The organism is Psychrosphaera aestuarii, from assembly GCF_017948405.1.
Taxonomy (GTDB): Bacteria; Pseudomonadota; Gammaproteobacteria; order Enterobacterales; family Alteromonadaceae; genus Psychrosphaera; species Psychrosphaera aestuarii.
On sequence record NZ_CP072844.1, the window covers coordinates 2171716 to 2197929 of the forward strand.

The 26214-nt window shown below is 39.4% G+C and carries 24 protein-coding genes, 1 other RNA gene and 1 pseudogene; 8 read left to right on the top strand and 18 right to left on the bottom strand.

The window, feature by feature from the left end; genetic code table 11:
- Positions 1 to 27: 27 nt before the first annotated feature.
- From J9318_RS09870 to J9318_RS09880, 3 genes are read right to left on the bottom strand one after another with little or no spacing between them, the layout of a single operon-like run.
- Positions 28 to 1266, bottom strand: coding sequence for an FAD-dependent monooxygenase (locus J9318_RS09870; protein ID WP_210559762.1), 1239 nt, complete (start codon positions 1264 to 1266; stop codon positions 28 to 30).
- A gap of 3 nt (positions 1267 to 1269) precedes the next feature.
- The gene (gene pepP / locus J9318_RS09875; RefSeq protein ID WP_425314335.1) at positions 1270 to 2619 is read right to left on the bottom strand and encodes a Xaa-Pro aminopeptidase; all 1350 of its coding nucleotides are present in this window, start codon (positions 2617 to 2619) and stop codon (positions 1270 to 1272) included.
- 28 nt (positions 2620 to 2647) lie between these two features.
- Positions 2648 to 3202 carry a UPF0149 family protein gene (locus tag J9318_RS09880; RefSeq protein ID WP_210559764.1) on the bottom strand — a complete coding sequence of 185 codons (555 nt, stop codon included), beginning with the start codon at positions 3200 to 3202 and terminating at the stop codon, positions 2648 to 2650.
- 277 nt (positions 3203 to 3479) lie between these two features.
- Here J9318_RS09880 and ssrS point away from each other — a divergent pair.
- Positions 3480 to 3676: non-coding RNA, 6S RNA (gene ssrS / locus J9318_RS09885), on the top strand.
- Between the two features lie 146 nt (positions 3677 to 3822).
- Entirely contained in the window at positions 3823 to 5898 is a 2076-nt protein-coding gene (locus J9318_RS09890; RefSeq protein WP_210559765.1) for a M13 family metallopeptidase, read from the top strand.
- Between the two features lie 134 nt (positions 5899 to 6032).
- Here J9318_RS09890 and J9318_RS09895 read toward each other — a convergent pair whose 3' ends face one another.
- On the bottom strand, positions 6033 to 7031 hold the full coding sequence (locus tag J9318_RS09895) for an NADP-dependent oxidoreductase (RefSeq protein WP_210559766.1): 999 nt from the start codon (positions 7029 to 7031) through the stop codon (positions 6033 to 6035).
- A 236-nt stretch (positions 7032 to 7267) separates the two neighbouring features.
- Here J9318_RS09895 and J9318_RS09900 point away from each other — a divergent pair, with 236 nt between their 5' ends.
- The gene (locus tag J9318_RS09900) at positions 7268 to 9697 is read left to right on the top strand and encodes a TonB-dependent receptor (protein WP_210559767.1); all 2430 of its coding nucleotides are present in this window, start codon (positions 7268 to 7270) and stop codon (positions 9695 to 9697) included.
- A gap of 68 nt (positions 9698 to 9765) precedes the next feature.
- Here J9318_RS09900 and J9318_RS09905 read toward each other — a convergent pair whose 3' ends face one another.
- On the bottom strand, positions 9766 to 9960 hold the full coding sequence (locus J9318_RS09905) for a hypothetical protein (protein WP_210559768.1): 195 nt from the start codon (positions 9958 to 9960) through the stop codon (positions 9766 to 9768).
- A gap of 21 nt (positions 9961 to 9981) precedes the next feature.
- A complete protein-coding gene (locus tag J9318_RS09910) occupies positions 9982 to 10158 on the bottom strand; it encodes a DUF1328 domain-containing protein (protein WP_210559769.1) in 177 nt (58 codons plus the stop codon).
- A 323-nt stretch (positions 10159 to 10481) separates the two neighbouring features.
- On the opposite strand from J9318_RS09910, the gene J9318_RS09915 reads away from it, so the two are divergent.
- Positions 10482 to 11534, top strand: a complete 1053-nt coding sequence (locus J9318_RS09915; RefSeq protein WP_210559770.1) for a phospholipase A — start codon at positions 10482 to 10484, stop codon at positions 11532 to 11534.
- Between the two features lie 4 nt (positions 11535 to 11538).
- Here the strand turns inward: J9318_RS09915 and J9318_RS09920 are convergent, their stop codons facing one another.
- From J9318_RS09920 to J9318_RS14170, 4 genes and pseudogenes are all read right to left on the bottom strand, one after another.
- Entirely contained in the window at positions 11539 to 11931 is a 393-nt protein-coding gene (locus J9318_RS09920; RefSeq protein WP_210559771.1) for a DUF6404 family protein, read from the bottom strand.
- A gap of 115 nt (positions 11932 to 12046) precedes the next feature.
- Positions 12047 to 12805: a tRNA isopentenyl-2-thiomethyl-A-37 hydroxylase MiaE gene (miaE, locus tag J9318_RS09925; protein ID WP_210559772.1), complete on the bottom strand. Its 759-nt coding sequence runs from the start codon at positions 12803 to 12805 to the stop codon at positions 12047 to 12049.
- 63 nt (positions 12806 to 12868) lie between these two features.
- Positions 12869 to 13297 carry a CZB domain-containing protein gene (locus tag J9318_RS14165; protein WP_425314336.1) on the bottom strand — a complete coding sequence of 143 codons (429 nt, stop codon included), beginning with the start codon at positions 13295 to 13297 and terminating at the stop codon, positions 12869 to 12871.
- Between the two features lie 36 nt (positions 13298 to 13333).
- Positions 13334 to 13579: pseudogene (locus J9318_RS14170) on the bottom strand (methyl-accepting chemotaxis protein); the annotation flags it as partial.
- A gap of 808 nt (positions 13580 to 14387) precedes the next feature.
- On the opposite strand from J9318_RS14170, the gene J9318_RS09935 reads away from it, so the two are divergent.
- The gene (locus tag J9318_RS09935) at positions 14388 to 14987 is read left to right on the top strand and encodes a Yip1 family protein (RefSeq protein WP_210559774.1); all 600 of its coding nucleotides are present in this window, start codon (positions 14388 to 14390) and stop codon (positions 14985 to 14987) included.
- 51 nt (positions 14988 to 15038) lie between these two features.
- Here the strand turns inward: J9318_RS09935 and cysS are convergent, their stop codons facing one another.
- Together cysS and serB are read right to left on the bottom strand one after the other, a co-directional pair.
- Positions 15039 to 16421: a cysteine--tRNA ligase gene (gene cysS, locus J9318_RS09940; protein WP_210559775.1), complete on the bottom strand. Its 1383-nt coding sequence runs from the start codon at positions 16419 to 16421 to the stop codon at positions 15039 to 15041.
- A 78-nt stretch (positions 16422 to 16499) separates the two neighbouring features.
- A complete protein-coding gene (serB, locus tag J9318_RS14065) occupies positions 16500 to 17678 on the bottom strand; it encodes a phosphoserine phosphatase SerB (protein WP_244731620.1) in 1179 nt (392 codons plus the stop codon).
- 119 nt (positions 17679 to 17797) lie between these two features.
- On the opposite strand from serB, the gene J9318_RS09950 reads away from it, so the two are divergent.
- Entirely contained in the window at positions 17798 to 18397 is a 600-nt protein-coding gene (locus J9318_RS09950) for an AhpA/YtjB family protein (RefSeq protein ID WP_210559776.1), read from the top strand.
- Positions 18398 to 18442: 45 nt separating this feature from the next.
- Here the strand turns inward: J9318_RS09950 and J9318_RS09955 are convergent, their stop codons facing one another.
- The 3 genes from J9318_RS09955 to J9318_RS09965 form a co-directional block, all read right to left on the bottom strand.
- The gene (locus tag J9318_RS09955; RefSeq protein WP_210559777.1) at positions 18443 to 19228 is read right to left on the bottom strand and encodes a TatD family hydrolase; all 786 of its coding nucleotides are present in this window, start codon (positions 19226 to 19228) and stop codon (positions 18443 to 18445) included.
- 30 nt (positions 19229 to 19258) lie between these two features.
- Positions 19259 to 19894: a pyridoxamine 5'-phosphate oxidase gene (pdxH, locus tag J9318_RS09960; RefSeq protein WP_210559778.1), complete on the bottom strand. Its 636-nt coding sequence runs from the start codon at positions 19892 to 19894 to the stop codon at positions 19259 to 19261.
- A gap of 76 nt (positions 19895 to 19970) precedes the next feature.
- Positions 19971 to 20768 carry an acyl-CoA thioesterase gene (locus J9318_RS09965; RefSeq protein ID WP_210559779.1) on the bottom strand — a complete coding sequence of 266 codons (798 nt, stop codon included), beginning with the start codon at positions 20766 to 20768 and terminating at the stop codon, positions 19971 to 19973.
- Between the two features lie 159 nt (positions 20769 to 20927).
- Between J9318_RS09965 and J9318_RS09970 the strand changes: the two genes are divergently transcribed.
- Positions 20928 to 21611: a PEP-CTERM sorting domain-containing protein gene (locus tag J9318_RS09970; RefSeq protein ID WP_210559780.1), complete on the top strand. Its 684-nt coding sequence runs from the start codon at positions 20928 to 20930 to the stop codon at positions 21609 to 21611.
- 102 nt (positions 21612 to 21713) lie between these two features.
- On the opposite strand, the gene J9318_RS09975 is transcribed toward J9318_RS09970, so the two are convergent.
- Genes J9318_RS09975 through J9318_RS09985 form a run of 3 tightly spaced genes read right to left on the bottom strand, consistent with a single transcriptional unit; the run spans position 21714 to position 25176 of the window.
- Positions 21714 to 23546 (bottom strand): TIGR03545 family protein, encoded by a 1833-nt coding sequence (locus J9318_RS09975; protein ID WP_210559781.1) that lies wholly within the window; start codon positions 23544 to 23546, stop codon positions 21714 to 21716.
- Positions 23547 to 23561: 15 nt separating this feature from the next.
- Complete coding sequence (locus J9318_RS09980; protein WP_210559782.1) at positions 23562 to 24068, bottom strand: TIGR03546 family protein; 507 nt, start codon at positions 24066 to 24068, stop codon at positions 23562 to 23564.
- Between the two features lie 43 nt (positions 24069 to 24111).
- A complete protein-coding gene (locus J9318_RS09985; protein ID WP_210559783.1) occupies positions 24112 to 25176 on the bottom strand; it encodes an AI-2E family transporter in 1065 nt (354 codons plus the stop codon).
- Between the two features lie 109 nt (positions 25177 to 25285).
- On the opposite strand from J9318_RS09985, the gene J9318_RS09990 reads away from it, so the two are divergent.
- Positions 25286 to 26194 carry a TIGR01777 family oxidoreductase gene (locus tag J9318_RS09990; protein WP_210559784.1) on the top strand — a complete coding sequence of 303 codons (909 nt, stop codon included), beginning with the start codon at positions 25286 to 25288 and terminating at the stop codon, positions 26192 to 26194.
- Positions 26195 to 26214 lie beyond the last annotated feature (20 nt).

The window sequence follows — 26214 nt, forward strand, 5'->3', positions numbered from 1 at the left end:
TGTCTGTTATGAAGTTACATTAATGAGCTACGGTAAATTGAACTGTTTGTGGCTACCCATAAAGTGTAACGCCAACCACTGTTGTAATGTGTCACACTTTTGTAACGACATTAATCCCATCGTGCGGGTAAGCGCCGGTAAGCGTCCCGGCAAGGCAAATATCCTTACTAGCATATCGGTAAATTCGGTAATACGTTCAATGTCATTTAAACGATTTTTTTGATACGCGTTGAGTATCGAAAAGTCGCCTATATCTTTACCCTGCTCTAGCGCTTGTTTAATTTCAAAAACTAAAACGCCAATGTCACGAACGCCCAAATTAAAGCCTTGTCCGGCAATAGGATGAACCGTGTGTGCCGTATTGCCCAATAACACAGTTCTAGGACTAACAAGACGCTCAACTTTAGTAAGACTTAATGGATAAAAAGCGCGTTTTGAACAAGCGGTAATGCGACCGGCGGAATAACCAAAAGCCAGCTGAAGCGCTTCACAAAATGCGACATCATTAAGCGCCATGTTTACTTGAGCTTCATCAGGAGACTGCGTCCAAACAACGTTGTATTCGTTTTCTGCAATTGGCAAAAATGCAATTGGACCCTTTGTAGTAAAACGTTCAAAAGCGGCATTACTATCGTACTTTTTTAATATTTTAGGCGATTGATCAATACGGACATTAGCAATTATCGCAGCTTGTTGATATTCACTCGTGTCGTTCGTAATGTTCAGCTTATCTCGGGTTGGCGAATTTCCACCCTCTGCGACCACCAGCAACTTGCCGGTTAACATCTGTCCTGAACTTAATGACAGCAAGACATAATCATTTTGTTGGGTCGGCATTATCAAATCCGTAATATGGTCTGGACAAAACCAATGAATATCAAAATGCTTAGCGACGCTTTTTAATGCACAACCTAGATTATGCATCGAGGCGACCTGCCCCATCGCATTTAGACCATAGTCTTTGGCTTGCATTATGGTTTTGCCAATATGACCACGATCGGAAGTGATAATAGTTTCAATTGGCCAGCCGTTACTTTTAAGTTCAGACCAGACTTGCCAATGGTTTAATAGCTGGAGTGAGCCATGTGATAACGCGAGGCAACGTTGATCGAAGTTAGACTGAACCTTGTCTTGGCTTGTTTGCGTCACAGGCTCAACAATAGCCACAGACAAAGACGGCGCTTCTTGTTTTAAGCCAATGGCCGTTAACAGTCCTGACAGTCCGCCACCAGAAATTACTACGTCAAACAACAATGCCTCAGCCACGTACTAGTCCTTTGCGTTAAATATTTTTTCGAATATAGATTCTATTTCGTCAACGGTTTTTGGCACACTTTGCGTTAAGTTTTCAAAACCATCTTTTGTAATCAAAATATCGTCTTCTATACGAACACCAATGCCATGCCATTTAGCGTCACAGTCAGCTTCACTATCTATATATATGCCTGGTTCAACGGTAAAAACCATGCCAGGCTCTAAACTACGCTCGGCACCTGCTAAATTGTAATCGCCAACATCATGCACGTCTAAACCAATCCAATGTGAGCAACCATGCATATAAAAAGCACGATGTGCATTACTTTTAATTAACTCATCAACATTGCCAGATAAAATGCCTAATTCAACCAAGCCTTCGGTAACGGCTCTTATTGAGGCATTAGTAATAGACTTGAGTGATGCGCTTGGAGAAATTGCATCAAATACCGCTTGTTGCGCGTTTAAAACAACATTGTAAATCGCTTTTTGCTCGTCCGTAAATTTACCATTTACTGGCCACGTACGTGTGATGTCAGCTGCGTAACCTTCGAGTTCACAACCAGAGTCAATTAACACTAGATCGCCACTTTTAACTTCATCTTGGTTTTCGGTGTAATGCAAAATACAAGCATTCTCCCCACCACCTACAATAGTCCCGTAAGCAGGATGACGAGCACCGTTCATGGCATAGTGATGATGAATTTCAGCTTCTAACTGATATTCATAAACCGGTCGATTTTGTTTAACCTGTTTAGCCGAAAACTCCATTGCACGTTGATGTGCTGCTGCTGAAATCTGTCCAGCTTTGCGCATTACATTAATTTCAGCATCCGATTTAAATAATCTCATATTGTGCACAACGGGACGTAGGTCCAGAATTTCCGTGGGGGCTGACCAACCTTTTTTAGGGCCCATTCGCAGTTCGTGCATGGTGTTAAAAACCAATTCATCGGCATAGTCATATTCACCCTGTGCAAAGTACAACGTCGTTTTACCGTTTATTGCGTCTTTTACAGCTTCATCGAGTTCCGTTGTATCAAACGCTCGATGGACCTTAAATTGAGAAACCGCCTGTTCTTTACCAATCCTGCGACCATGCCAAATTTCCGCTGATTTATCTTTTACTCTACAAATTAGAGTTGAGGCATGCGCACCGTCGGCTTTCTCAACAATTAAATATGCATCAGGCTCAGGAAAACCAGTTAAATAGTGAAAATCGCTATTTTGGCGAAATGCAAACTCTGTGTCTCGACTTCTTGTTAACTCTCGTGAAGCAGGAATAATTGCCACACTATTGTTCTTCATTTTGTCGGCAAGCGCTATGCGACGATTTACAAATTCGTTAACAGGAATTGAGTTTATCATTTACACCTCTTTGTGATTTGCGGAATTAATGTAAGGTTTTTTTAGAGTCATCTGGCACTGTTGTTTCAGTTCCAAATTCTTGATGGCATAAAATAGCGGATACACGAATAAACTCAACCACTTCATAAAAGTCGGCTTGATTTTCGTTGGTATCTTCCATTTCTGAGTCCATGCGTGTGATGTTGGTTAAATCCTCTATTACTTCGCGCACATCGTTACTGGCCAATTTTAAGTCTCGTTTATTTAAACCAAAACCGACTAAAAAATACTGTACCCAGTTAATTAATTCTTCGGCTTGATCACTCAACGGCTCATCGTCATCCATCATCAAAATTTCGAAGGCCATTTCGCCGGCTTCAAGTTGATCATATATAGATGAAACAATATCTTGTGCCGCAACTTTAATTTTACCTTTAATTGTCATGCCATTATTAAACAGCTCTGCTAGATGTTCTTGGTAATCTTTAGAGCCTTTAAACATGCCACCTGAAATTAAACCGACTAATAGGCCGTGAAATTCACTGGCTGTGGCGGTAAAGTCTTGTTCATTTAATATTTGCGCTAGTTCTTGATGCGTCATTGGGACTCGCTACTTTGATTCATTTGCATTGAGTGTAATAGAAACCAAGTAAAATCAGAAGTATTGAGCGAATATTGCTATCCATCTCTACGGCAACCGTGGGATTTTCGTTCAGTTTGTAAAAAAAACGTCCATTCGAGTCATCCAAATCCCTATTTTCATTGTACTGAATGTTTGAGATGTTATATTCCGCTTTGTCATAGATAAGCTAATTTCTGGACTCAAGTATTCTGGTAATTTTGTTGCGCTGTTCTATGTTTAAAGTTGTACTTTATTATGGTACCTGGGGTGTTTGACAGGAAACACATATCCCTGAGCCGATACTTTTTATAAAGGACGTCATCTTCCTTGCTATTGCGCAAGCTCGGCTCGCTTAACAGCGTGAATCGAGAAGCCTACGGCGAGGATATGCTGTCCGCCTTGAACACGTCGGTTGTTCAAGGGTTTGGTTTTCATCGGCACCTTGGGACCACCATAAAGTAAACTTAACTTCTTATACACATCACTCATTTTCTTATATTCATCGCGTTCGTGTTTCTATTTACTTCCCCCTTTAGCACTAGTTTGTTAACTTAATCGATAACTGTGTCAAAAAATAATAAAAAAGTAATAGGAATAACATGAAAAAATCTCTTCTCGCTATCTCAGTGGTCAGTGCGCTTTTTACGCTGACTGCTTGTGAACAAAATACAACTGCTAAAAACAACGACGCTCAGACTGCTGTTGAGGTCGCTAAAAAAGCTGAACTTGGTAGTTTTGGTGTCGATCTTTCTGCTCGTAACGAAGCTATTAAACCGGGTGATGACTTCTTTATGTATGCATCAGGTACTTGGTATGACAATTATGAAATGCCAGCAGATAAAACTCGCTATGGTGCGTTTACCGCATTAGCGGAACGCTCTGAAGAACAAGTTAAGGCTATTATCGATAGCTTAACTTCAGGTAAAAACCTGAATAAAGAAGAGCAAATGGTTGCTGACTTTTATGCAGCTTACATGGACACTGAAACACTAAATAAAAAAGGTATTTCACCGATTCAACCAGTGCTAGATAAAATCGCTAATATTGGTTCAGTAACGGATTTAACCAAAGTATTTGGTCAAGCTTGGTTAGACGGTACAACTAGCCCTATCGGTGGTGGCATGTGGTTTAACCGTTTAGACCCAGATGAATATCAAATGTCAGTAGGTGTGGGTGGCTTAGGTCTTCCAGATCGTTCTTACTACTTAACTGACAGCGAGCGTTTCCAAGACATTCGTGCGGCTTACGTTGCACACATCGCTGAAATGTTAGCGTTTGCAAAAGTTGAAAATGCTGAGCAAAAAGCCAAGGAAATTTTAGCGTTAGAAACAAAAATCGCTGAATTACAGTGGCCACGTGAAAAACGTCGTAACCGCGATTTAACGCTTAATCAAATTAAGCGCGAAGACTTAGCAAAAGAATACCCAGGATTTGATTGGGATACTTACTTTGCACAAACAGGTTACAAGGTACCACATCTAAACGTATCTCAACCACAACCAGTAAAAGACATGATCGCTGTGATCAACTCTGAATCACTAGATGTTTGGAAAGACTACCTAACGTACCACACAATTTCGAATAATTCGGGTCTATTGTCTGAAGAAATTTATGCCGCCAATTTTGCATTCTTCGGCACTAAGTTAAGCGGACAGCAAGAGCCTCGCCCTCGCTGGAAACGTGCACTTGGCACTATGTCGGGTACCGAGTCTTTAGGTTTTGCTATTGGTAAAATTTATGTTGATCGATACTTCCCAGAAAGCTCAAAAACGCAAATGGCTGACTTAGTTGAAAACCTTCGTAAAGCATTAAGCGAACGAGTAGAAAAGTTAGATTGGATGGGTGAAGAAACGAAAGTTGAAGCGCAAGCTAAACTAGCGGCGTTTGTACCTAAAATTGGTTACCCAGATGTGTGGCAGTCATTTAATGGCCTCACAATTAAATCTGATGATCTTATTGGTAGCATTCGTAATATTCGTCAATTCTTCCAAAACGACAGTGTTGAACAAGAACTGAAGAAAACAGACCGCAACCGCTGGGGTATGACGCCGCAACAGGTAAATGCATATTACAATTCATCGTTTAACGAAATTGTATTCCCTGCGGCCATTTTACAACCACCATTCTTTGATCCAAATGCAGATCCAGCAGTGAACTATGGAGCGATTGGTGCCGTTATTGGCCACGAAATGGGTCACGGCTTTGACGACCAAGGTTCAAAGTCAGATGCAAATGGCATTCAACGTAACTGGTGGACTGATGAAGACCGAGCTGCTTTTGATGCTAAGGCAGACATGTTAGCCGAACAATACAGCAAGTATGAGCCAATTCCTGAAAACTTCGTTAATGGACGTAACAGCCTAGGCGAAAACATTGGCGATGTAGGTGGTCTAGCAATGGCTTACCATGCATACAAACTAAGCTTAAATGGCAAGGAAGCACCGGTTATTGATGGTGTAACAGGCGACCAACGCTTCTTCTTAGCATGGGCACAAGTTTGGCGAGAAAAGCGCACTGAGCAAAGCATGTTACAACAGCTTCGCGCTGGTACTCACGCGCCTGGTCAATTCCGTGCATTAGCACCTCGTAACCACGACGCTTGGTACAAAGCATTCGATGTGAAACCGGACGACGCTTTATACTTAGCGCCAGAAGATCGCGTACGTATTTGGTAATAACTTAATTACCAGCATTAAAAAAGCCGCTAGTTCGATGAAATATTTCATGACTAGCGGCTTTTTTGTACCTGGTGACAAAGTCAATAACCTAAACTTCATCCCTCATTTACATATTGTAAGTAGCTAAAGTATTAAAACTTAACCACTAACTTACCTTTGTTGTCACCGGTAAAGAACAAGTTCAAGCCTGTTATTGCTGACTCTAACCCTTCTAATGTGTGTGCGCGATATTTAACTTTACCGCCCATTACATAAGGCGTTAATGTTTGCAAAAGTTGCGGTATTTCACCGAAATGATCCGGCATCGTAAAGCCTTCTATTCGAATTCGTTTTTTAATCACATTTAACCAGCTTGGACCTGGCGCGGGTTCTGCTTTTGGATAGTCTGCAATTAAGCCACATACAACCACTCGACCATGCGCGTTCATTCGTTCAAAGATATGATGTTGGATTGGGCCTCCCGTGTTTTCGAAAAATAAATCGATGCCCTTTGGTGCAAGCTCGTCTAATTTAGCCGCTAAGTCATCCGTTTTATAATTAATGGCACCATCAAAACCTAATTCTTTAGTTATCCATTCTGCTTTTTCATCGCTACCGACAACACCAATTACGTTTAAGCCCTCTGCTTTTGCTAATTGCCCAACAATAGAACCTACTGAACCTGCTGCACCTGTCACTATTAAAGTTTCGCCTGACTTAGGTTGCCCTACTTTAATTAGTCCTTGAGTTGCCGTTAAACCAGGAAGTGCAAATACCGATAACACCGCTTCATCTGAAACAGGCGCTTCAATTTTATTGAGCCCTTCTGCACTTCCGACATAGTAATGTTGCCAGCCCATCATACCCATTACACGGTCGCCAACTTGGAACTTATCACTTTTACTTGCAACGACTTCACCAATACCTGAGCTACGCATAACATCACCCAGTTCAACCGGTGGTATATAACTTTCTGTATCTGGGCTCATCCAACCAAACATCGCTGGATCTAAAGACATCATGTTTTGTTTAACTAACACTTCACCGTCGTTAATATCACGAACTTCATTTTCTCTGATTTCAAACAAACTGTCATCAATCGGCCCGCCAGTAGGACGTTTCATTAAATGGATCGATTTATTTGTAGTCATTTTTATTCCTTGTATTCAATGTGTTAACACAAACTGTTGTGGTTACAGCGTCTAATTTAAACGCGGCATCTAGGTTTCTTCTATTTGACGCTTTTATTTGGTATTTCAAGGGCATTAGAAAAATTAATAACCTACATTAAAATAAATTAGAGCTATTACTTAACTTTTAATTGACGAAACAACAATAAAATATAATCATGCACAAAATCTATATATTTATTCATTAAGGAAAACAAATGCAGTACACCTCAAACCTTCTTTTTAAATCGTCAATTTTGTCAATAGCTATTGCATCAAGCTTTACTAGTTATGCAAAAATAGCCAATGATAGCAAAGGCGTTAATCAAATAGAAAAAATTGAGGTTACCGCTAGCCGACGATCGGGAACCTTACAAGAAGTGCCAATGAATATTTCTGCGCTCGACGGTGACATCATGAAGCAACAGAATATTTATTCTCAAGAAGATATGGCTCGTTGGGTGCCAGGATTAACAATTGCTGATCAAGGTGGTCGTGAAGGCGCATCAATTATTGTTCGTGGCCTTAATACCAACAGTTCAGACCGTGCTGCCGATGGCGGTACAGTCGCCACCTACTTAGGCGATATTGCGTTTGATACCGACTTACGTTTAATTGATATACAGCGTGTTGAAGTATTAATTGGCCCACAAGGAACATTGTATGGAACCGGCTCGCTCGGCGGCGCGATTCGTTATATTTTAAATGAACCAGCGTTAGACGAGAGCAATATGGCCGTGTCATTAGATACTTTTTCTTTGGCTGAAAGCGAAGACTTTGGCACTGAAGCGAGCGCAATTATTAATCTGCCACTTATTCAAGACGAATTAGCCGTAAGGTTTAATGTTAATAAACTATCCAGCCCAGGTTTTATTGATTACACCACTGTACTAAAAACTCCGGGACAATCTTCAGCTGATCCTGACTGGAGTGATTCAAATGCCGTTAATGAAAATTTAAAAACCGTTAAAGATGCCAACACTGAAGATACTTTAACCGCAAGGGTCGCCGTAACGTGGGCACCGACGGACAATTTTAACGCATCGATAAATTACATATATCAAAACAAAGAAGTTGGTGGCAACGCCATTGATCAGTTTAATACGCTATCAGCTGAAAACCCTTTATCAGCGTTTGTTCAGCCTTATCAGAATGTAATGCGATATGAGGAGCCGGGTGAACAAATCGATCACCTAATTAGCGCTGAGTTATCGTTAAATCTAGGTTATGCCGAATTAGTTTCTGCGACTGGCTTTACAAAATTTGAACAAACCGGACAACGTGATCAAACAGATCTCCTTATGCAGGATATTTGGACTGGTTATGCAGACTTTCCTGCCTATACTCGCGACTTTGGAGAAGGCGACTCTTTTAGCCAAGAGTTCAGATTAGTATCAAATAATGAGCAAAATTTAACTTGGATCGTGGGTGTTTTTTATTCTGACTCACAGTATGACTTCGATGACCGTGAATATATGCCAGGCGCAACACTTGAATGGTATAACGATGATTACGAAAACCTAGATTACGATCTTGAATATATAGCGACTGGATTTAACAAAAGCAAAGAGTCTGCTCTATTTGGAGAGCTTACTTACGCGGTTTCTGAACAATTGGAATTAACAGTCGGCACTCGTCTATATAAATACGATGTAAATACTGTATCCGCAGCAGCAGCCCCACTCGATGTTGATACGGTTGTAACTTTAGATGATCTGCAATTTGAAACCGTAACAGCCTCTGACTCTGGTAATCTTTTTAAATTTAACGCTAGTTATCAATTTGATGACAATGTTATTGGTTATTTTACCATTAGTGAAGGTTTCAGACTTGGCGGTGGTAACGGTATCATTGCTTGTACCGATCCGGTAACTGCACAGGTATGCGCATTGCCAAATGAAGTTGAATATCAACCAGATACAACGCAAAACACAGAGCTCGGACTGAAGAGTACTTGGTTTAACAACAAGCTACATATAAACGCATCCATATTTAACGTTGATTGGAATGATGCTCAAATTAGTGCGGCTACCGTTTATGGTGCCGAGCCTATTACTTTGAATGCCGGTAAAGCAAAATCTCAAGGTTTTGAATTGTCTTCGCGAACCACGCTTTTGAAAGACTGGGCGATATTTGCGAGCTTTTCTTATGCAAAAGCTGAGTTAACCGAAGATGCACCATTCTTGTTTAAAGTTGCAGGTGATGCTGGCTCTGCTCTACAAGACTTTTATGATGGTAAAGATGGTGACCGTTTGCCTGGCGCACCTGAACAACAATTTACATTTGGAGTGAACTACCAAACCGATGTACTTAACGACAAATTACTAAGTGTAAATTACGGCTTAACGGCTCAGAGTGATGTTTATACTAAGGTTGGTTTACGAGCAGATGGGGAAATATTACCGGGTTACGCGTTAAGCAACCTATCGGCTACTCTGTCTGATGACAATTGGTCGGTAACCGCCTACGTTGATAACGTATTTAATAAGTACGCTTACACAGCGAACAGACGAGATCCGTCTTGGTCCGGTAATGCCGTTTTTGCAAGTGAAAATAAAGATTTAACTGAGCTTGGGCGTACCTATGGTCATTACGTCGTAAAACCAAGAAGTATCGGCGTTAAAGTCAACTATCAGTTCGACTTATAGTCAAACACACATCGACACAAAAAAGCCTGCTAATGCAGGCTTTTCTTTTCGGCTAAAGGATAACTGAATTAACAGTCTTTATCCTTCGCATCGGCTTTCTCTTTTACGTCTTCACACGCATCTTCAATAGCGTTACCTGCATCAGTCATTACTTCATCAACTTTCTCACCGGCTTTTTCGCCTGGTCCTTTTTCACACCCTTGCAGAACAAATGCTGATAATACTAATGGTGTTGCAATAAATAATAGTTTTAATAACTTCATAATATATCTCCTGTTTACCTTTTAAAGGTTAGTTTTACGTCCGTGGAATGCATTCAAAATTATAGAAACCACAAGTCCGACTAAAAATATGAAAAATAGAATTTTTGCAATACCTGTTGCAGCGCCAGCGATACCACTAAAACCAAAAATACCGGCAATAATTGCAATCACAAAAAACGTAATGATCCAAGATAACATGCATGCTCCTTAAATAAACTTTAATGTTGCTGCTTATTCTTGTTTAAAAATTCAAATTCATTTGTTTACAGATTTATAGGTTGCTACTTGTGTGCCAGTTTAAAAAAAATATTGAAAAATAATTAAAAATACAATTATTACAACAACTTATAGAAATTGGCCGTTTTGTAACTGATAATAGGAGAAACAAATTATGTGAACATTTTAAAAAATATTCACACTTACCCTGCAACTTTTTCAAACCAAACTAGCATTAATACGTAAAACTCTTTTATTATGAGTGTCTTGTTGTAGCCACCTCGCCATTTTATTTAGGGATATCCATGTCTTCACATTTAAGAAAGCTCCAGATAAGTACGCTATTACTATCAGCGCTTGCGGCATTGCCCGTGACTGCGGGAGTAGATGATATAGTAAAAACTCCGGAAGAAATTGCGCTTGAACAAAAAATTAAAGCCTGTGCACAGACACTTAAAGAAACTGGGTTTGTAACGGCAGACGACAAGTTGATTTTTAGATACTGTGAAACGCGTATATTGTCTCGAGGAATTAAAAAAGGGCGATTGGCACAACGTATCATTAACGAGCGGACCACCGAGTTAAACCCTTTTGTTATTACTCCTCATAAACAAAGTTATATATTGCCCTTTACTATATCTGATCGATTTAATAGAAAGCCTTATGAAAGCAATGAGCTTATTTCAGGGCAACTAGAGGAATATGAATCCAAGTATCAAATTAGTTTTAAAGTACCGTTAAGAAGCAGTACATTATTTATTCCTGGTGACGGATTATATTTTGCCATGACAATTCAGGCTTGGTGGCAAGTCTATTCTGATGAAATTTCTAAACCCTTTCGTGAAACAAACTACACGCCAGAAATTTTTTATGTTGCGCCGCTTCCTTGGAAGCCAAACGACGGCAACATGGCCTTTACGTTGCATTTTGAACATCAGTCAAATGGTCAAACACAACTACTTTCAAGAAGCTGGAACCGTATACTGGCCTCTGTTGTTTATGAAAAAGACGACTTTGCTGTAGGCATCAAGCCTTGGTATCGATTAAAAGAAAATGAAAAAACTAGCCCGCTCGATCCTTCAGGTGATGACAATCCTGATATTCATAAATTCCTGGGTTACTACGAACTATTTGGAGCTTACGCTTTTAATGATCAGCACAAGTTATCTTTTAATCTTCGTAATAATTGGAATACCGGCAATGGCTCAATTGAACTAAACTATTCGTTTCCATTCCCAGGCTCGTCTCGTTTAGTTGGTTTTGCACAGTATTTCAGTGGATATGGTGAGAGCTTAATCGACTATAACCATAAGCAGCAAAAAATTGGCTTTGGTATCGCGGTTAATGATATTTTTTAATAAGTTAAGAAATATTTGAATCGTCGGTTTTGTACTTTTTCGACAAGTAGAGTTCCCAATCTGGGAGCTCCAATATTTTGCTTAATTGTTGGTACGAGATTGTCATAAAGAAGCTGTATGATGCACTAAATAAACAAATAATCGCAAACAGATTGATGGTGATGTTTGAATCTATTTTGAAAACGATGTGCAACACCAGCAAGGTGCAAACCATAACGAATGCGAAACAGGCAATTTGAACTAGCAGTCCTCTAACAAAACTTGTAAAAATCGGTGGTGGCTCTTTAACACCTAGTTTCCACAAGCCTCGGTACAAAAAAGGGGCAGCCAAATAGTCGGAGACGCCAAGGTACTCCATTTCATCTCTAAAGTGATTAACTTTTTCCCTGAATTCCATTGCAATTTAACTAGTTGGGCTATTTTTAGCCATTGTCGTACTTTTTAAATCAGGCTGCAAACGAAAAAAGCAAAATTCCAATTTTTACTTTTTATAGGTACATCAATATCTTACATTACGATGGCACGCCACTGTGAAACTTAAAGTCTTCATCGGTGCTAGTGATTAACGTCGCTTCTACTTCCCCAAAATATGCCACTCGTTCGCTAATATCACCACCAGCAATGTCTTCAGCTAAAGATAAATAATCTTGAAAGTGACGAGCTTCTGACCGAAGTAAAGATACATAAAAGTCGCCTAAACGCTTGTCTACATGAGGTGCTAATTTGGCAAACCGCTCACATGAGCGAGCTTCGATGTAAGCACCACAAATTAGTTTATCAATGAGAGTTTCAGGCTCGTGAGTTTTGACATGCTTCATCATGCCTTTCGCATAACGCGCTGGCGTAATGCTTCGGTATGCAACACCCTTTTCTTCCATAATCTCTAGAACTTGATAAAAATGATGTAACTCTTCTTTAATTAACATCACCATTTTATCAACTAACTCTTGCCCGTAGCGGCTGTTTTCACGCAGCGTGAGTTTTTTATTAATTCCCTTTAAGTTACCTAAGTCGGACAACTTGCCTTCTCGTTTATAAATGAAGTCTTCATAAGGTGTTAACCAAGCTAACAACTCATCACCACTAGCCTTATCTACTGCATACTTTCTAATTAACCACATTGCTGTTTGTGCGGCTTTAAGTTCACAAATTAGATGATCTATTAGCAACATCTCTAGGTTTTTACTTTTTATTGCTTCGTCAATCCACGCCTGTGGTGTTGTGCAATGCAAAAAAGATTTTATAGGATCTAATAAACTGTCAAAACTCATAGCTAACCATTTTTACGACTCTGTTAGCCTATTCTAACCTTTTCATTCCTATTAAACCCACCCCTATTTCGAGTTTGTTTTTGCTGGTATCGCCATGACACTCGCCTCAATTTGTTCGGCAAGTTCCTCTAATTGATAAAACACGGCGACACTGGCTTTTTCCATTTGAGATAAACACTCTAATGATTTTTTGTGATTACCATTTGAAAACGCAGTTAATGCCTCTTTACCAAACGAGTGTACTTCGCAATGGGGCTTCTCAACTTTAGTAAATGCAGAATAACTAGAATACTTCTCGGCACCCTCACCGTGGTAGTACCATTTTCCTAATCGACAGAGAGTATGATCAGAAAAGTCGTCAATGGACTTACTCGATAGTCCGAGCATATATTGGTACACCTCTGACTTCCAAACCACATGATCCATTTTAACCGCATCAATAAATGAGTTTGCCGTTGAATATGAAATAACTGAATACATGTTTTTCGACATCGAAACAATTTCGTTGGCTTTTTTCTCAATAAGAATTGTGCTGTCGTTAATCTCACTGCTTTTTTCACCAACACTATTGATACCAGCAATAACACCTGTCATCTGTTGATTTACTTGCTCTATCAATCCTGAAATCTCATTTGATGCTTCAGATGAGCGCTGTGCCAGTGTTCTTACTTCATCGGCTACAACGGCAAAACCTCGACCTTGTTCACCTGCACGGGCTGCTTCAATTGCTGCGTTTAATGCTAACAAGTTAGTTTGGTCTGAAATGCTTTTGATGATGTTTACGAAATCATTTATGCCGGACATAACGTTTTTTAACTCATCTGCAGACGCGGAAGCCTGTTTGGTGTTTTCGGCAATCTCTAGTGTTGAACCTGTTGTTGACGATAGCATTTTGATAACGGTATCAAACAGTTTATCGGATGCTTGAAAATTATCTCTGTGGTGAATAAGTTGATTTGAAGACTCAGCTAAACTCTCTCTAATTTGGTTAACAACGTTTGACGATTGGACCCAGAGTTTACTGTAAGATGTCAGACTTTCATTATTTTCAGCTTTTGACGCTATCTTATTTAATAGCTGACTATGCTCATTTTTAGCTGTGGTTAAGTCACCTTCTAATTTGCTATTTTGTAATTTTAAGTCCTCTACTTGTCGCTTTAGTTCTTTTATTTCTTCTTTATTTTGCGATCCGAATATCATAGCTACTCTCTAGTAATTGGAAATGGATTCCTAGTTGAAGAATAATTTAGCAGGCAACATCAATAATATTTAGCGCGGCCACGACCTGAGTATAATCTCGATATCAAAAAACGCTCAAAAAATTATCATTTTTTTGAATGACGTTGAAAAATATATGGCGGCCAAAAATAAATCTAAAATGCCAATATCTTCAGGTAATTGAAGGTCTTTTTAGAATAAATACTCTTGGTGTATTTACAGACTGTATATAACAATAAAGCATATAAAGACTACTTTTTGAGCAATTCTATTCTTGACTCTTGATCATTTTTTGCCCATAACATACTCATATTGTGTAACATTTGCGCAATGTAGCGATCACTAGACAGTAAGGAACATAATTATGATACTAAATCACCTATGGGGTCTGTACGCGCATCCGGTTGAAGAATGGCATACCATCGACAATCGACATGAAAGCTTCAAATACTCAATGTCTCACATCATGATCATCGCGTTAATACCTGCTATTTGTGGATACTTTTCAGTAACACAAATGGGTTGGAGTGTTGGCGTTGGTGAACCGCTCAAAATGACGTCCGAAACGGCTCTACTGCTTTGTACAGGCATGTATTTCGCCTTAATTGCCGGTGTATTTTTGTTAGGCTATTTGGCACATTGGATGGCTCATACGTTTGGCTCAGAGCCAACCTACACACAAACATTAGAACTAGCGGCTTATACGGCAACACCTTTGTTTATGGCAGGTTTTGGAGCGTTATATCCTGAAGTATGGTTTGTGATGATTGTTGGACTAATCGCTTTATCTTATTCAGTGTATCTTCTGTACGCTGGAGTGCCGATTTTAATGCATATACCAGAAGAACGCGGCTTTATGTATGCAAGCTCTGTTGTAACATGTGGCCTTATTTTACTGGTTTGTATTATGACTGCATTTGCAATGTTTTGGAGCTCAGGTTACGCCCCAGCATTTAGCCACTAAAATTTAAATATTAAAAAGCAAAAAAAAACCGGCTTAAGCCGGTTTTTTTATTTATCCTTTTTTCCACGTTGTGCCATTCGCGCCATCTTCTAACACAACACCTAACGCATTCAGAGCGTCTCTGGCTGCATCAGCTGCGGCCCAATCTTTATTAGCTCTAGCATCGTTACGTTGAATAATTAACTGCTCAATTTTGGCAACTTCATCGTCATTTTGTTCACCTTGGAAAAAGCTCTCAGGATTACTTTGCAGTAAACCAAGAACCTCACCAAACTTAACTAAAACACCGGCTGTGTCTGCCGCTGATGCTTCATTATTGGCTTTCTCAATATTTAGCTTTTTCACTAAATCAAAGAGTACTGCTAAAGCTTCTGGAGTATTAAAATCATCATCCATTGCTGCATAAAAGTCAGCTGACTGCTCAAATTTAGATACATCAACATCTAGGTTTGGCACAACATCTCGTAACCCAGAATATAAACGTTCAAGACTAGATTTTGCTTGTTTCAAATTGTCATCTGAGTAATTCAATTGACTACGATAATGGCCTGAAAGTAAGAAGTAACGAACGGTTTCTGCATCGTACGTTTTTAAAACTTCTCTGACGGTAAAAAAGTTACCCAATGACTTAGACATCTTTTCGTTGTCAACTTGCACCATACCAGTGTGCATCCAATAATTTACATATGGCGTGTCAAACGCACAGCATGACTGAGCAATTTCATTTTCATGGTGAGGGAATTGTAAATCTGACCCACCGCCATGAATATCAAAATGTGTTCCTAAATGCTTTGAGTTCATTGCCGAACACTCTATATGCCAGCCCGGTCTACCATCACCCCAAGGCGAAGACCAGCTGGGCTCGTTAACTTTAGCTAACTTCCACAACACAAAGTCTAGCGGGTCACGTTTGCTCTCTTCAACGTCAACTCTTGCGCCAGAAACCAGTTGGGTCAAGTCTTGACGACCTAACGCACCGTACTTTTCAAATGTGGAAACTTCAAATAACACATCACCATTACCAGCCACATATGCATGACCTTTATCAATAAGGCGTTGAATTACGTCAATGATTTCAGGCATATGAGTTGTCACTCGCGGTTCAATATCCGCTGGCAACATTTTTAGCGCATCAAAATCTTCATGCATCATAGCAATAGTGCGGTTTGTTAACTCATCACAGGTTTCATTGTTTTCAATCGCACGCTTAATAATTTTATCGTCAACATCCGTTATATTACGAACAAAGGTAACGTCATAACCCGTGTGTCTAAAGTAGCGTTGCATCACATCGAACGCGACGTACGTACGACCATGTCCCATGTGTAATAAGTCATAAACAGTAATACCGCATACATACATTCCAACCTTGCCGGCCTCTAACGGTTTAAAAGTCTCTTTGCGACGGGACATAGTGTTGTATATGCGTAACATGAATATTCCTGATTAAATTTAGTATGTTTGTTTGACGCGGCATTTTAACAAACCAACCGCGTTTTACACTTGTTAATTTTAACTAATTAAATATAAAAGCTGATCTAATCCGCCACGGGAAACTGAAACATCAGCTTGCTCGCGAACCTTTGGTTTAGCGTGAAATGCTACACCAAGATTTGCAACAGCCATCATTAATAAGTCATTTGCGCCGTCGCCCATGGCAATAGTCTGTTGCATGGGAATATCAAACTCTTTTGCTAATTCCACAACAGCCTCTGCCTTGGCCTGCGCATCTATCACTTTACCACTGACTTTGCCGGTTAATATGCCATTTTTTACATCTAAGTTATTTGCTATTGTTCTATCTAAGTTTAACTGTTGCTTTAACGCTTCTGTCATTGCAGTAAAACCCCCCGACACTATCGCTATTTTCCAGCCATGCTTTTGTAATACGCTTACCAAAGCTGTTAAGCCCGGCATGAGTGGCAGATTATTCGCAACCTGATCAATAATACTGTCTGACGCGCCAGTTAACGTTGCCACTCGAGCATACAAACTTTCAGCAAAATCAAGCTCACCACGCATCGCTGACGCAGTTACGCTTGCGACCTGCTCTCCTACGCCAGCAAGCTTGGCGATTTCATCAATACACTCAATTGATATTGCCGTGCTATCCATATCCATAACGAGTAATCCTGGCGACACCAAAGATGGACATGGCGCAGTAGGATCTTTCTCGCCAGACATCATAACAATCTGTAAAGCAAATTCTTCTGCCACATCTGCTAACCGCATTTTTAAAACATTACATTTTGCAAGCGAGAGTTGCGTATCTTCAGATTCGCCAACAATAAACTCAATCGCGCCAGGTAAGTCTTCAGTGGGTTTAATTAATCTAGCTAATACATTATCAAATTGCGTATCAATGGCCTTAACAATACGTTCTAACGCCTGCCAACTGAAAGTCGAAGTGTTATTAGATGCAGTTGCTACATTAGAACTTAGGTGACTATCTACCGAGTTTTCATTACTTGCAAAGGCAACAATTTTAATTTTATCCGTTGAATTGACGAGGTCTTGATTTTTTGCGCTGCTTAATCCCTCAAGTTTTAGGTACTGCAATGAGTCAGCATTGTCCTTTATCAAAAAAAGCGAGCAATAATCTGTTGTTTTTAGCTCAACAAATATGTCTGATAAGGTGCAGTCATGCACAGAGAAAAGGTGACTGTAAGTTAGATTTTGATTAGCGACCATAACAACACTTGGTAATTAATAATTATGAACAGAATATATCAAACTACATTGCTTTTTCGTCATAAAATGCTCACTATTTAACATTAAATTTTTGATTTTAACGTTTCGAACGGATCTTAATGGCCACTAAAGTCACTTACATTAAAACATCGTCAGTCAGCAAAAAGTTACTACAGCTTTTGATTGCCATCGCTTTGGTTATATTCACTCTCAGTTTATGGGCCGACATTAAAACCAAAGGAAATGATCTGTTGGCTGAAAATGCTATTGTTCTTGCCGATAACCTTTTGCAACAAACAGGTCATAGCGCGGCTTATTACATCCTTAAGGGTGATACCGATGCGTTAGCGGTGCTTACTGAATCAGCGCTCGTTTCGGAAAATATTTACGAAATGCTAATTTACAATAAATACGGTGAGTTACTTAGTAAAAGTGAGAATGCTATTCCAGCCAAAGAACGGTTTATTAATATCTCGACCGAACTACAGAAATTTCTGCCTACCCCTTATGTCATAGATGTAAAGTCTAAAACGGGTGATCTATTAGGTTTCATCCGAGTGACGGTTCTTACAAAAAACCTGCAACGCTCTGGCATCAGTTATATTTATACTATGACCAAACAAGTGCTATTAATCATGCTGTTGTCGGGTTTTATTGGATACTTACTTACCAATGGCCTAAAACCATTTTCTGCAAACGCCTACATGGTAAAGGATTAAAGTACAACTTGAGCGTGATTTTTCTAAGTGAATATTACTGAGTGTTTATCGCGTGATCCCCAATATCCGCATCAAATTATCACTCGTAGTAGCTTCGATAGAACCAAAAGAATCGTTTCTTAGTAACGCCAATGCTACTGCTACATCTTTAACGTTTTTAGGCTCATTTCTTGAGCCTTGCTGCCCGTTTAATGGCATATCTGGCGAGTCCGTTTCTAGTACTATGTCAGACAATTCTATTTGAGTAAAAACCTGTCGCGTTTTTTGAGCGCGAGGATAGGTTATGGTTCCTCCACACCCTAATTTAAAACCTAAATCGATATAACGTTTTGCATCGTTAAGACTGCCACTAAAAGCATGAATAATTCCACCACATTTTGGAGGGATCCGTTTAAAGCTTTGCAATATTAAATGGTGGGACTTTCGATGATGGACAATTAACGGCTTGTTTGTGATATTAGCAATGTCAATGTGAGCTTCAAATACTTGTTGTTGATGTGGTATCAAGAAGCCATGAGACTTGCCCTGCTCCGCCAAATAGCCATCAATTCCGCATTCACCAATGGCACAAACCCAATCTTGACTTGCTAATTGAGCGAGTACCTCTAAATCCTTATCCGCAAATTTATCTAAAAAGTATGGGTGACAACCCAATGCTACAAAAACACTATCATGTTGTTGTTGGAACGTTTTTAGCTTTAGCCATTGGTTACTTTGCACACCCGGCACTAAAAACGCTCGCACATTATTATTGTAAGCTCGCGAAATTACCGCATCAATGTCTGCAGTAAAATCACTAAAATCTAAATGGCAATGCGAGTCAATTAACAAATTAGTCACCAAACCACTGACTGTTTAGCATTATGGAGCTAGTCGTTCTATGTTCCATTGATTGCCATTTTTGGTATATAAAATACGATCATGTAAGCGGTGTTCACCGCCTTGCCAGAACTCAATTTTTGACGGTTTTACACGATAACCACCCCAAAAGTCTGGAGCAGGAATTTCACCTTTTGAGAATTTATCTTTCATCCGCTCAAATCCTTGCATAAGTAAATCACGCGATTTAATTGGGTGAGACTGATGAGAAGCGTACGCTGCGAGTTGGCTTTCTTTCGGACGAGATAAAAAGTACGCCATATTTTCTCTTGTTGATAACGGCTCTACTTCACCAAATACAATGACCTGGCGTTCCAATATATGCCATGGAAAGTGCAAGGATATTTTGGGGTTTTTCGATAGCTCTTGGGCTTTGCGGCTACCTAAATTTGTAAAAAAGACAAAACCATTGTCATCACAGTGTTTCAATAACACAATTCGTTGTGACGGCTGGCCTTGCCCATCAACCGTTGCTACAACCATAGCCGTTGGGTCGGGTAATTTAGCGTCGATAACTTGTTGAAGCCAAGATTCAAATTGCGCAAATGGATTTGAGTTTACATCTGACTCGCTGAGCTTGCCTTGACAATACTCGCGTCGAAGGTTGGATAATTCCACCTGTAATTCCCCTATAACAATAACTTAGCTACAGTATACGAATATTTTTCGAATAAACGTCAGCGAATTTTAACTTTTATCCAAAAACAGCCACTACTTGTCGGCACAACGCGACTAACCTGCCGTTCTGATCCCAAAAATTTGCTTCTTCATGACCATATCCCTGATTCACATGTGATGCTTTAACAACGCAAGCCAGCCAATCGGTTGGAGATATTTCACTAATTGGGTGTAAAAACTCAATGTCCCAACTCATTGTACTTGCTGGCGCTGGTAGTTTCATCATTTGAAACATGGTTGGTGGCCAAGCATCCATCAACGCTATTAAATAGGCCATACGCATTTTCTCAGGCGCTTGGCTTAATCTGCACCAACCGTGCATTTCAGGATCTTTGCGTGTCCCAACTGAAAAGCTACCTTTATCCAACGCTAAATCAAAGTGACGAATAAACTTAGGTACAATTTTTGGAATTTGTGGAATATATTTGGCTTTTTTAGGTACTTCCATGTCATGACGCGGATGATCTACATGATTGAGTTTTGAGTCGCGACTAATTCCAAAACAAACTTGTGCCATGACGCCGACTTGTCCATTTTGAACTACTTTTGCCAAAATTTGAGTAACATTTTTACCGGTCCTTAATACTTCTGCAGTCACCTCAATCGGCTCTTCCACATTAACCGGACCAATAAAGTTACAATGGAACGCTCTAAGTTCTCGTTGATCTTCAATCAAGTTTTCTGCTGCCTGATATGCTAACGCAGCCGATAAACCGCCGAACACCGTTCGTCCTTGAGACCAATGATCGGGAATAACTAATTGATAGTTTTCTTTTTTGTTTTGAAAGACTTCAAATATTTTATCGATATTCATTATTAACTATCCTTAATGACACTACACTGGTCGGATCTCAAATCTTAATGAGACAAGTCTAGCCAATAATATTGGCATTGAAAACAAAACTTTATTGCTATTTGTTTATTAATCGGCCAAAATAGACAAAACACTGTTATTTGTACTTAGGGGTTAATAGTGAAAAACTTTATCAAAAATAGCGCTAAAAACTGTGCTATCGCAACAACACTTTTGCTATCTAGCACCGCATTTGCAGGACCAATTACCTACGAATTCGATATAAGCTATACTGGCGACACACTGATAAATGGTGAAGAGTACCAAGTAAGTGGTACTGGTTTTTTCAGCCTTTTTGGCGAATTAGATTTCGGCATAAATACAATTAATGCCACTAACTTTTCTAATTTTAATTACCAAGTAAGCTTTGATTTTTTTAACATAAACTCACCAGGCAATAATCTGCTGAACTTCGCTTCAATCTCATTAGATACTTTTTCACCACAAATGCTTGATTTTAGTCTTTTTGTTGAAAACAATTTAAATACCGCGTTTTGGGGCAATGGTGGTGCTGGAGAAGGTTCTTTTGTAGTAAGTGGCGCCAACAATTCAGGTAGCAATAACTTAGTCACTATATACCATGAGCCAACGACGGATTTAGATAACGCCGGAGCTTTCTTACTTATTTCGATATTTGATGGCCTTATAATTGATGGGAATAATCGTAATTATGCAATGACGATGCGAAATAGCTCGTTAGGCAATCCACTTCCAGCTCCGTCAAATGACGTTCCAGAACCATCTTCATGGATGTTGTTAATGGCTGGCTTAGCCCTGAGTGCTCGTAGATTTAAGTCAAAGTAAAACGACTCAATCCTAAAAGAGAACCGTAATAGTCTCTGTTCTTTTAATAAAAAAAACGCCTAAATAGGCGTTTTTTTTATTATTAATTAACCTTGTAAATCTTTAAAAACCAAAGTCTTTGAGCTTGCCTTTTAACTTATCTTTTAACTTATCTTTTACGCTGTCTTCGTATTGCGACTTTTTCTCATCAATGAATTTATCAAGTTGTTGTTGACCAAACTTTTTCAAATTTGACTCGGCATTTTCATATTGAGCTTTTATCTCATTAAACTTTTGCAGTTGATCATTATTCAAATTCAATTCGGTTTGAACCCGCTCGTTTAGTTTTTCTTTTGTCTCTGCTTTAACGCTAACCCAACGATCTGACACTTGCTGTTTAAATGCCGTATTAATTTGATTATCAAGATCAGACTTGATGGACACATCAGGTGAAGTAATATTGCCATCCACACCAACGTTAAGATTAAACGTAGATACCTTGCTTAACGTATCTAACGTTAATTTTGCTAGGTTTGTATTTGCATCACCAGAAAGACTGACGTCATTGAACTTGATGCTGTGTGAGCTGCTGAGTTGTTCTTGCCACTTAAACTGACCACCGCCCTTTAACTCGGCGTTACTCATAACAATAGACAAGTCATCGCTATTTGATAAAGACTTATTTTTAATAGCAATGCCATTCGCAACCCAGTCACCCTCTGTCGTTATTTCAGCTTGATTATTGATAAAGTATTGGCCATTTAAAGTAAATGACTCACCTTGTAGCTCCGATACTAAATCCACTGCATAACGGCTTGCGATATTACGAACATAGTTTTCACTCGTTATTTCTTCGCCAGTTACTTTATAAGTCTGCTGATTCGGCGCGATAACATTTAACATTAATTGCTTTATCATCCAGCTCGGCCACTGTTCATCGAGCTTAAACTCAACAAATACACCCGTTTCATTCTCGTTTGCTTTGAGTTTATCCTGGGCTTTTACTTCTTTGTTGGCATCAATAATGGGTTTGATTATTTGATACAACTCTTCTGCTTTAACAAGGTAAGCAGTGACTTCATCACCAAATATCAACTTTGATATTGCAACGGCACTTGGATCATCAATCGGTAATGTCGATTTAATTTTGTCCCAGTCTTGATCGGGCGCTGCTTTTAATTCTGAATATGCTTGATCAACATTATTCTTGCTTAATTTGTATTGTGACTTTAACTCGTCAACTGCGCTTTTATCTTTCTTAATGTCTGCTTTAAGTTGATTAACCTTTTGCTTAAGCGCTTCAAAGTCTTCTAACGACGTTATTTTCGTATTTTCTATTTCTTTCCAGCGCTGCTCGTAACTTTTTAATGAGTCTTTGCTTGGCAGTGCTGCCAACTTCGTTTTTAACGCCTCATTTTCTTCGCCCCAAACGGCTTTAAGTTGCTGCGCTTTTTTCTCAGTAATGAGGTCCGCTTTTGCCAATAGCTCTTTTGCCGAAGGAACTTCTAATCCGCCTTCCGCTGACGGCTCATCCCCCGCTTTTTCATCGTCAGGGCCATCAGACGCAATTGCCTCACCCATTTGTGCTCGTTTGGTATTAAACGCCAATTTGTCGACTGTAAGCTCATCAACTAGCACATTGCCTAACAATAACTCCCACAAATTCACACTGGCTGATGCCGTGTTAAATTCAAATAAATTTTGTGATAGTTTGTCTGGATCAGCTTGTTGTAACTGGTTGATTGCAATACCAAATGGTTGCCAGTTTAAATCAACCGATTCAATATTTGTTTCCGCGCCAAAGGCCTCTTCCATACTGCTCGTAATAATACTCTTAGCAAATGGCTCTGCCAAAAAGTAACCCAAAGCCCCAAGCGTACCTGCTGTTATAAATAACGCGGCAATACCACCTGTACGAATAGGTCCAGGAGCTTTTTTAGTTGTGTTATTTTCCATAAACTTTATCTCTCCTTAGCTTTGCGTTGCCGCATAAATACGATAGAACTTCGATGCTTTTAAAGTTTGCACAACCTTAAATTTATTAACAAATTGCATCAGTGAATTACGATATTTAATTACTAAAAATAGGCTAAGTAGGTACACCGGAATAAACAAAACAATAGAAAGTGCAAACTCTCCCATTTGAACCGTATTATTAAGCTCATCTAATCTGAACCAATATGTTTGGTAAAGCGCTGTTAACGTATCTTGTAAGGCACCACTATTAAGGATTGCAGAGCCTAAGCGGTGAGAAATAGAACTCAACAATACGGATACAACACCGAATACTGCAGAAAATGCTAAAAATATCGTTAAATTACATCGAATGATAAATAACAATAAAATAACTACCAAACCAACTACACTAATAAAGCCGTTAAATCCTACAAGCATAGCCAGAGCGATAGCCAGCGCAATCTGACTGGGTTTTGTATCTGAATTTAATACATTGAGCAATTTAGCCAATAAACTGATCACATAAACTCCTTGTTTACTTTAAATTTTGCTTACTTTCTTAATATTACTTAACAAGATCATCAACTTGAGATTCCAGCTTGTCGTCATCTACATTGCCAAGCAACAAGCCAAGCCATTTACTATCGTCATTTGCTTCCAATGCAATCTTAACAATCATAGTCAATGGAACCGACAATAACATACCTACGGTACCTAATAACCAACCCCAGAATATTAACGACAAAAACACAACTAACGTAGACAAGCCTAATCCGCGGCCCATAAACTTCGGCTCTACAATATTACCCATTACGGTATTGATGCCGATATAACCAATTGCAACTAAGCCAGCAACAGCCGGGCTTTGAACCACAACAGCCAGTAATACGGCCGGAACCGCTGCTATTATCGAACCTATGTTAGGAATAAAATTAAATAGGAAAGCAAGTACAGCCCAAAGCAATACATAATCGACATCAAGTACCCATAACAATAGTGCAACCAGTAAGGCAGTACCTAAACTAACTAACGCTTTAATCGCCAAATAGCTGTTTACCGAGTCTAAAAAGCGATCAATATGGTGTAATTTCATCTTTGGATCGTGCAAGGCTATATGAATCTTTTTGTTAACATCCGGTGCCTCAAACAACATAAATACAACCGTTAAAACAATCAAAAACAGATTGGCCATAACGCCACCAAATCCGCTTAATAGATTGCCAACCATTTGCATAGCAACACCAGGATTAAAGTATTCGGTTAACTGCGACTTATCGACATTGATATCGAATAAGGCCAACTGCCCTACTAACCAATGTAATTCTGAAGCTAGTTTTTCTTGATATTCAGGTAATGACTTCGAAAAATCGTTAAATGATTGACCAACTACGCCAGCTAGACTTAAGCCAGCCACGAGTAGCAAAGAAAGTACGATTAAAACAGCAACAACTCTTGGGACTCGCCATGAAACAAGTCTGGTTACAATTGGGTTAGTGATAATTGCGATGAAAATAGAGAGTAAAAACGGGACTAATATCGCACTCGAAGCTTTAATTCCGGCTAACAAAATGACCAAACAGGCCATTACGAACAGAAATTTTGTCGCAAAATTAATTTCTAGCTTTGGCATCTAAAATCCTTTAAATCTTTTTAATAATTAATGACCGTTTTTCAGCTAAATACCGTAAAAGAACTATGATTAATTAACAAGTTAAATCCTTTTAATACGGCATTTTATTATGAATTATTTTATCTCGGGCGGTACAGGTTTGATTGGTCGTTCATTTATCGAACAACATCACGAAAAACACCCTGACGATCAGTTTACTGTGCTTACTCGAAATAAGGAATCTGCAAAAAACATTTTGCCGCCTTACGTCACCATAATTGAGGATTTAGCGGAGGTAAGCTTCTGTGATTTTGACGTTATTTTAAATCTTGCAGGCGAACCGATCGTTGCTAAGCGTTGGAGTGACAATCAAAAACAGAAACTTTGCAACAGTCGTTGGACATTAACGGACCAAATAGTTAACAAAATCAGTAAAGAGCGCAGCGAGGATAATCCTATCCGTTTTATTAGCGGCAGCGCCGTTGGTATTTACGGCCGACAAGGTAACGCGGTTGTAACAGAGCAATTCACTCGTTATTTCCCAGAGTTTAGTCACAAACTTTGCCAACACTGGGAAGACATTGCGATGAATGCTAAATATGCCAATGTTGCTCTGTTACGAACCGGCATCGTATTAAGTCATCGCGGTGGCGCACTTGATAAAATGTTATTACCTTTCAAATTGGGACTTGGCGGTCACATTGCATCAGGTGCGCAGTACATGCCTTGGATTCACATTGAAGACATGGTGGCAGGAATCGAATTTTTAATCGAACATCCCGTACTTACTGGGCCATTTAACTTCACCGCACCAAATCCTGTTACGAATAAAACGTTTAGTAAAACTTTGGCGAAAACATTGAACCGCCCCTGTTTGTTCCCCGTACCAGAGTTTGTAATTCGAACTTTAATGGGTGAAATGGCTGACTTAGTTATTTACGGTCAAAATGCCGTACCACAAGCGTTGCTCGATGCTGGTTTTTCATTTAAGTACAACGAGTTAAATGAAGCTCTCGACGAGGTCGTTAATCAACATTAATGCACTGTTAAACTGTTATT

Bases quoted from the DNA above. Each gene is read 5' to 3' on its own strand.
- J9318_RS09880 (WP_210559764.1), bottom strand. From the start codon at position 3,202: ATGACGCATCAAGAACTAGCGCAAATATTAAATGAACAAGACTTTACC.
- J9318_RS09890 (WP_210559765.1), top strand. From the start codon at position 3,823: ATGAAAAAATCTCTTCTCGCTATCTCAGTGGTCAGTGCGCTTTTTACG.
- J9318_RS09895 (WP_210559766.1), bottom strand. From the start codon at position 7,031: ATGACTACAAATAAATCGATCCATTTAATGAAACGTCCTACTGGCGGG.
- J9318_RS09900 (WP_210559767.1), top strand. From the start codon at position 7,268: ATGCAGTACACCTCAAACCTTCTTTTTAAATCGTCAATTTTGTCAATA.
- J9318_RS09905 (WP_210559768.1), bottom strand. From the start codon at position 9,960: ATGAAGTTATTAAAACTATTATTTATTGCAACACCATTAGTATTATCA.
- J9318_RS09910 (WP_210559769.1), bottom strand. From the start codon at position 10,158: ATGTTATCTTGGATCATTACGTTTTTTGTGATTGCAATTATTGCCGGT.
- J9318_RS09915 (WP_210559770.1), top strand. From the start codon at position 10,482: ATGTCTTCACATTTAAGAAAGCTCCAGATAAGTACGCTATTACTATCA.
- J9318_RS09920 (WP_210559771.1), bottom strand. From the start codon at position 11,931: ATGGAATTCAGGGAAAAAGTTAATCACTTTAGAGATGAAATGGAGTAC.
- miaE (WP_210559772.1), bottom strand. From the start codon at position 12,805: ATGAGTTTTGACAGTTTATTAGATCCTATAAAATCTTTTTTGCATTGC.
- J9318_RS14165 (WP_425314336.1), bottom strand. From the start codon at position 13,297: ATGTCGAAAAACATGTATTCAGTTATTTCATATTCAACGGCAAACTCA.
- J9318_RS09935 (WP_210559774.1), top strand. From the start codon at position 14,388: ATGATACTAAATCACCTATGGGGTCTGTACGCGCATCCGGTTGAAGAA.
- cysS (WP_210559775.1), bottom strand. From the start codon at position 16,421: ATGTTACGCATATACAACACTATGTCCCGTCGCAAAGAGACTTTTAAA.
- serB (WP_244731620.1), bottom strand. From the start codon at position 17,678: ATGGTCGCTAATCAAAATCTAACTTACAGTCACCTTTTCTCTGTGCAT.
- J9318_RS09950 (WP_210559776.1), top strand. From the start codon at position 17,798: ATGGCCACTAAAGTCACTTACATTAAAACATCGTCAGTCAGCAAAAAG.
- J9318_RS09965 (WP_210559779.1), bottom strand. From the start codon at position 20,768: ATGAATATCGATAAAATATTTGAAGTCTTTCAAAACAAAAAAGAAAAC.
- J9318_RS09975 (WP_210559781.1), bottom strand. From the start codon at position 23,546: ATGGAAAATAACACAACTAAAAAAGCTCCTGGACCTATTCGTACAGGT.
- J9318_RS09985 (WP_210559783.1), bottom strand. From the start codon at position 25,176: ATGCCAAAGCTAGAAATTAATTTTGCGACAAAATTTCTGTTCGTAATG.
- J9318_RS09990 (WP_210559784.1), top strand. From the start codon at position 25,286: ATGAATTATTTTATCTCGGGCGGTACAGGTTTGATTGGTCGTTCATTT.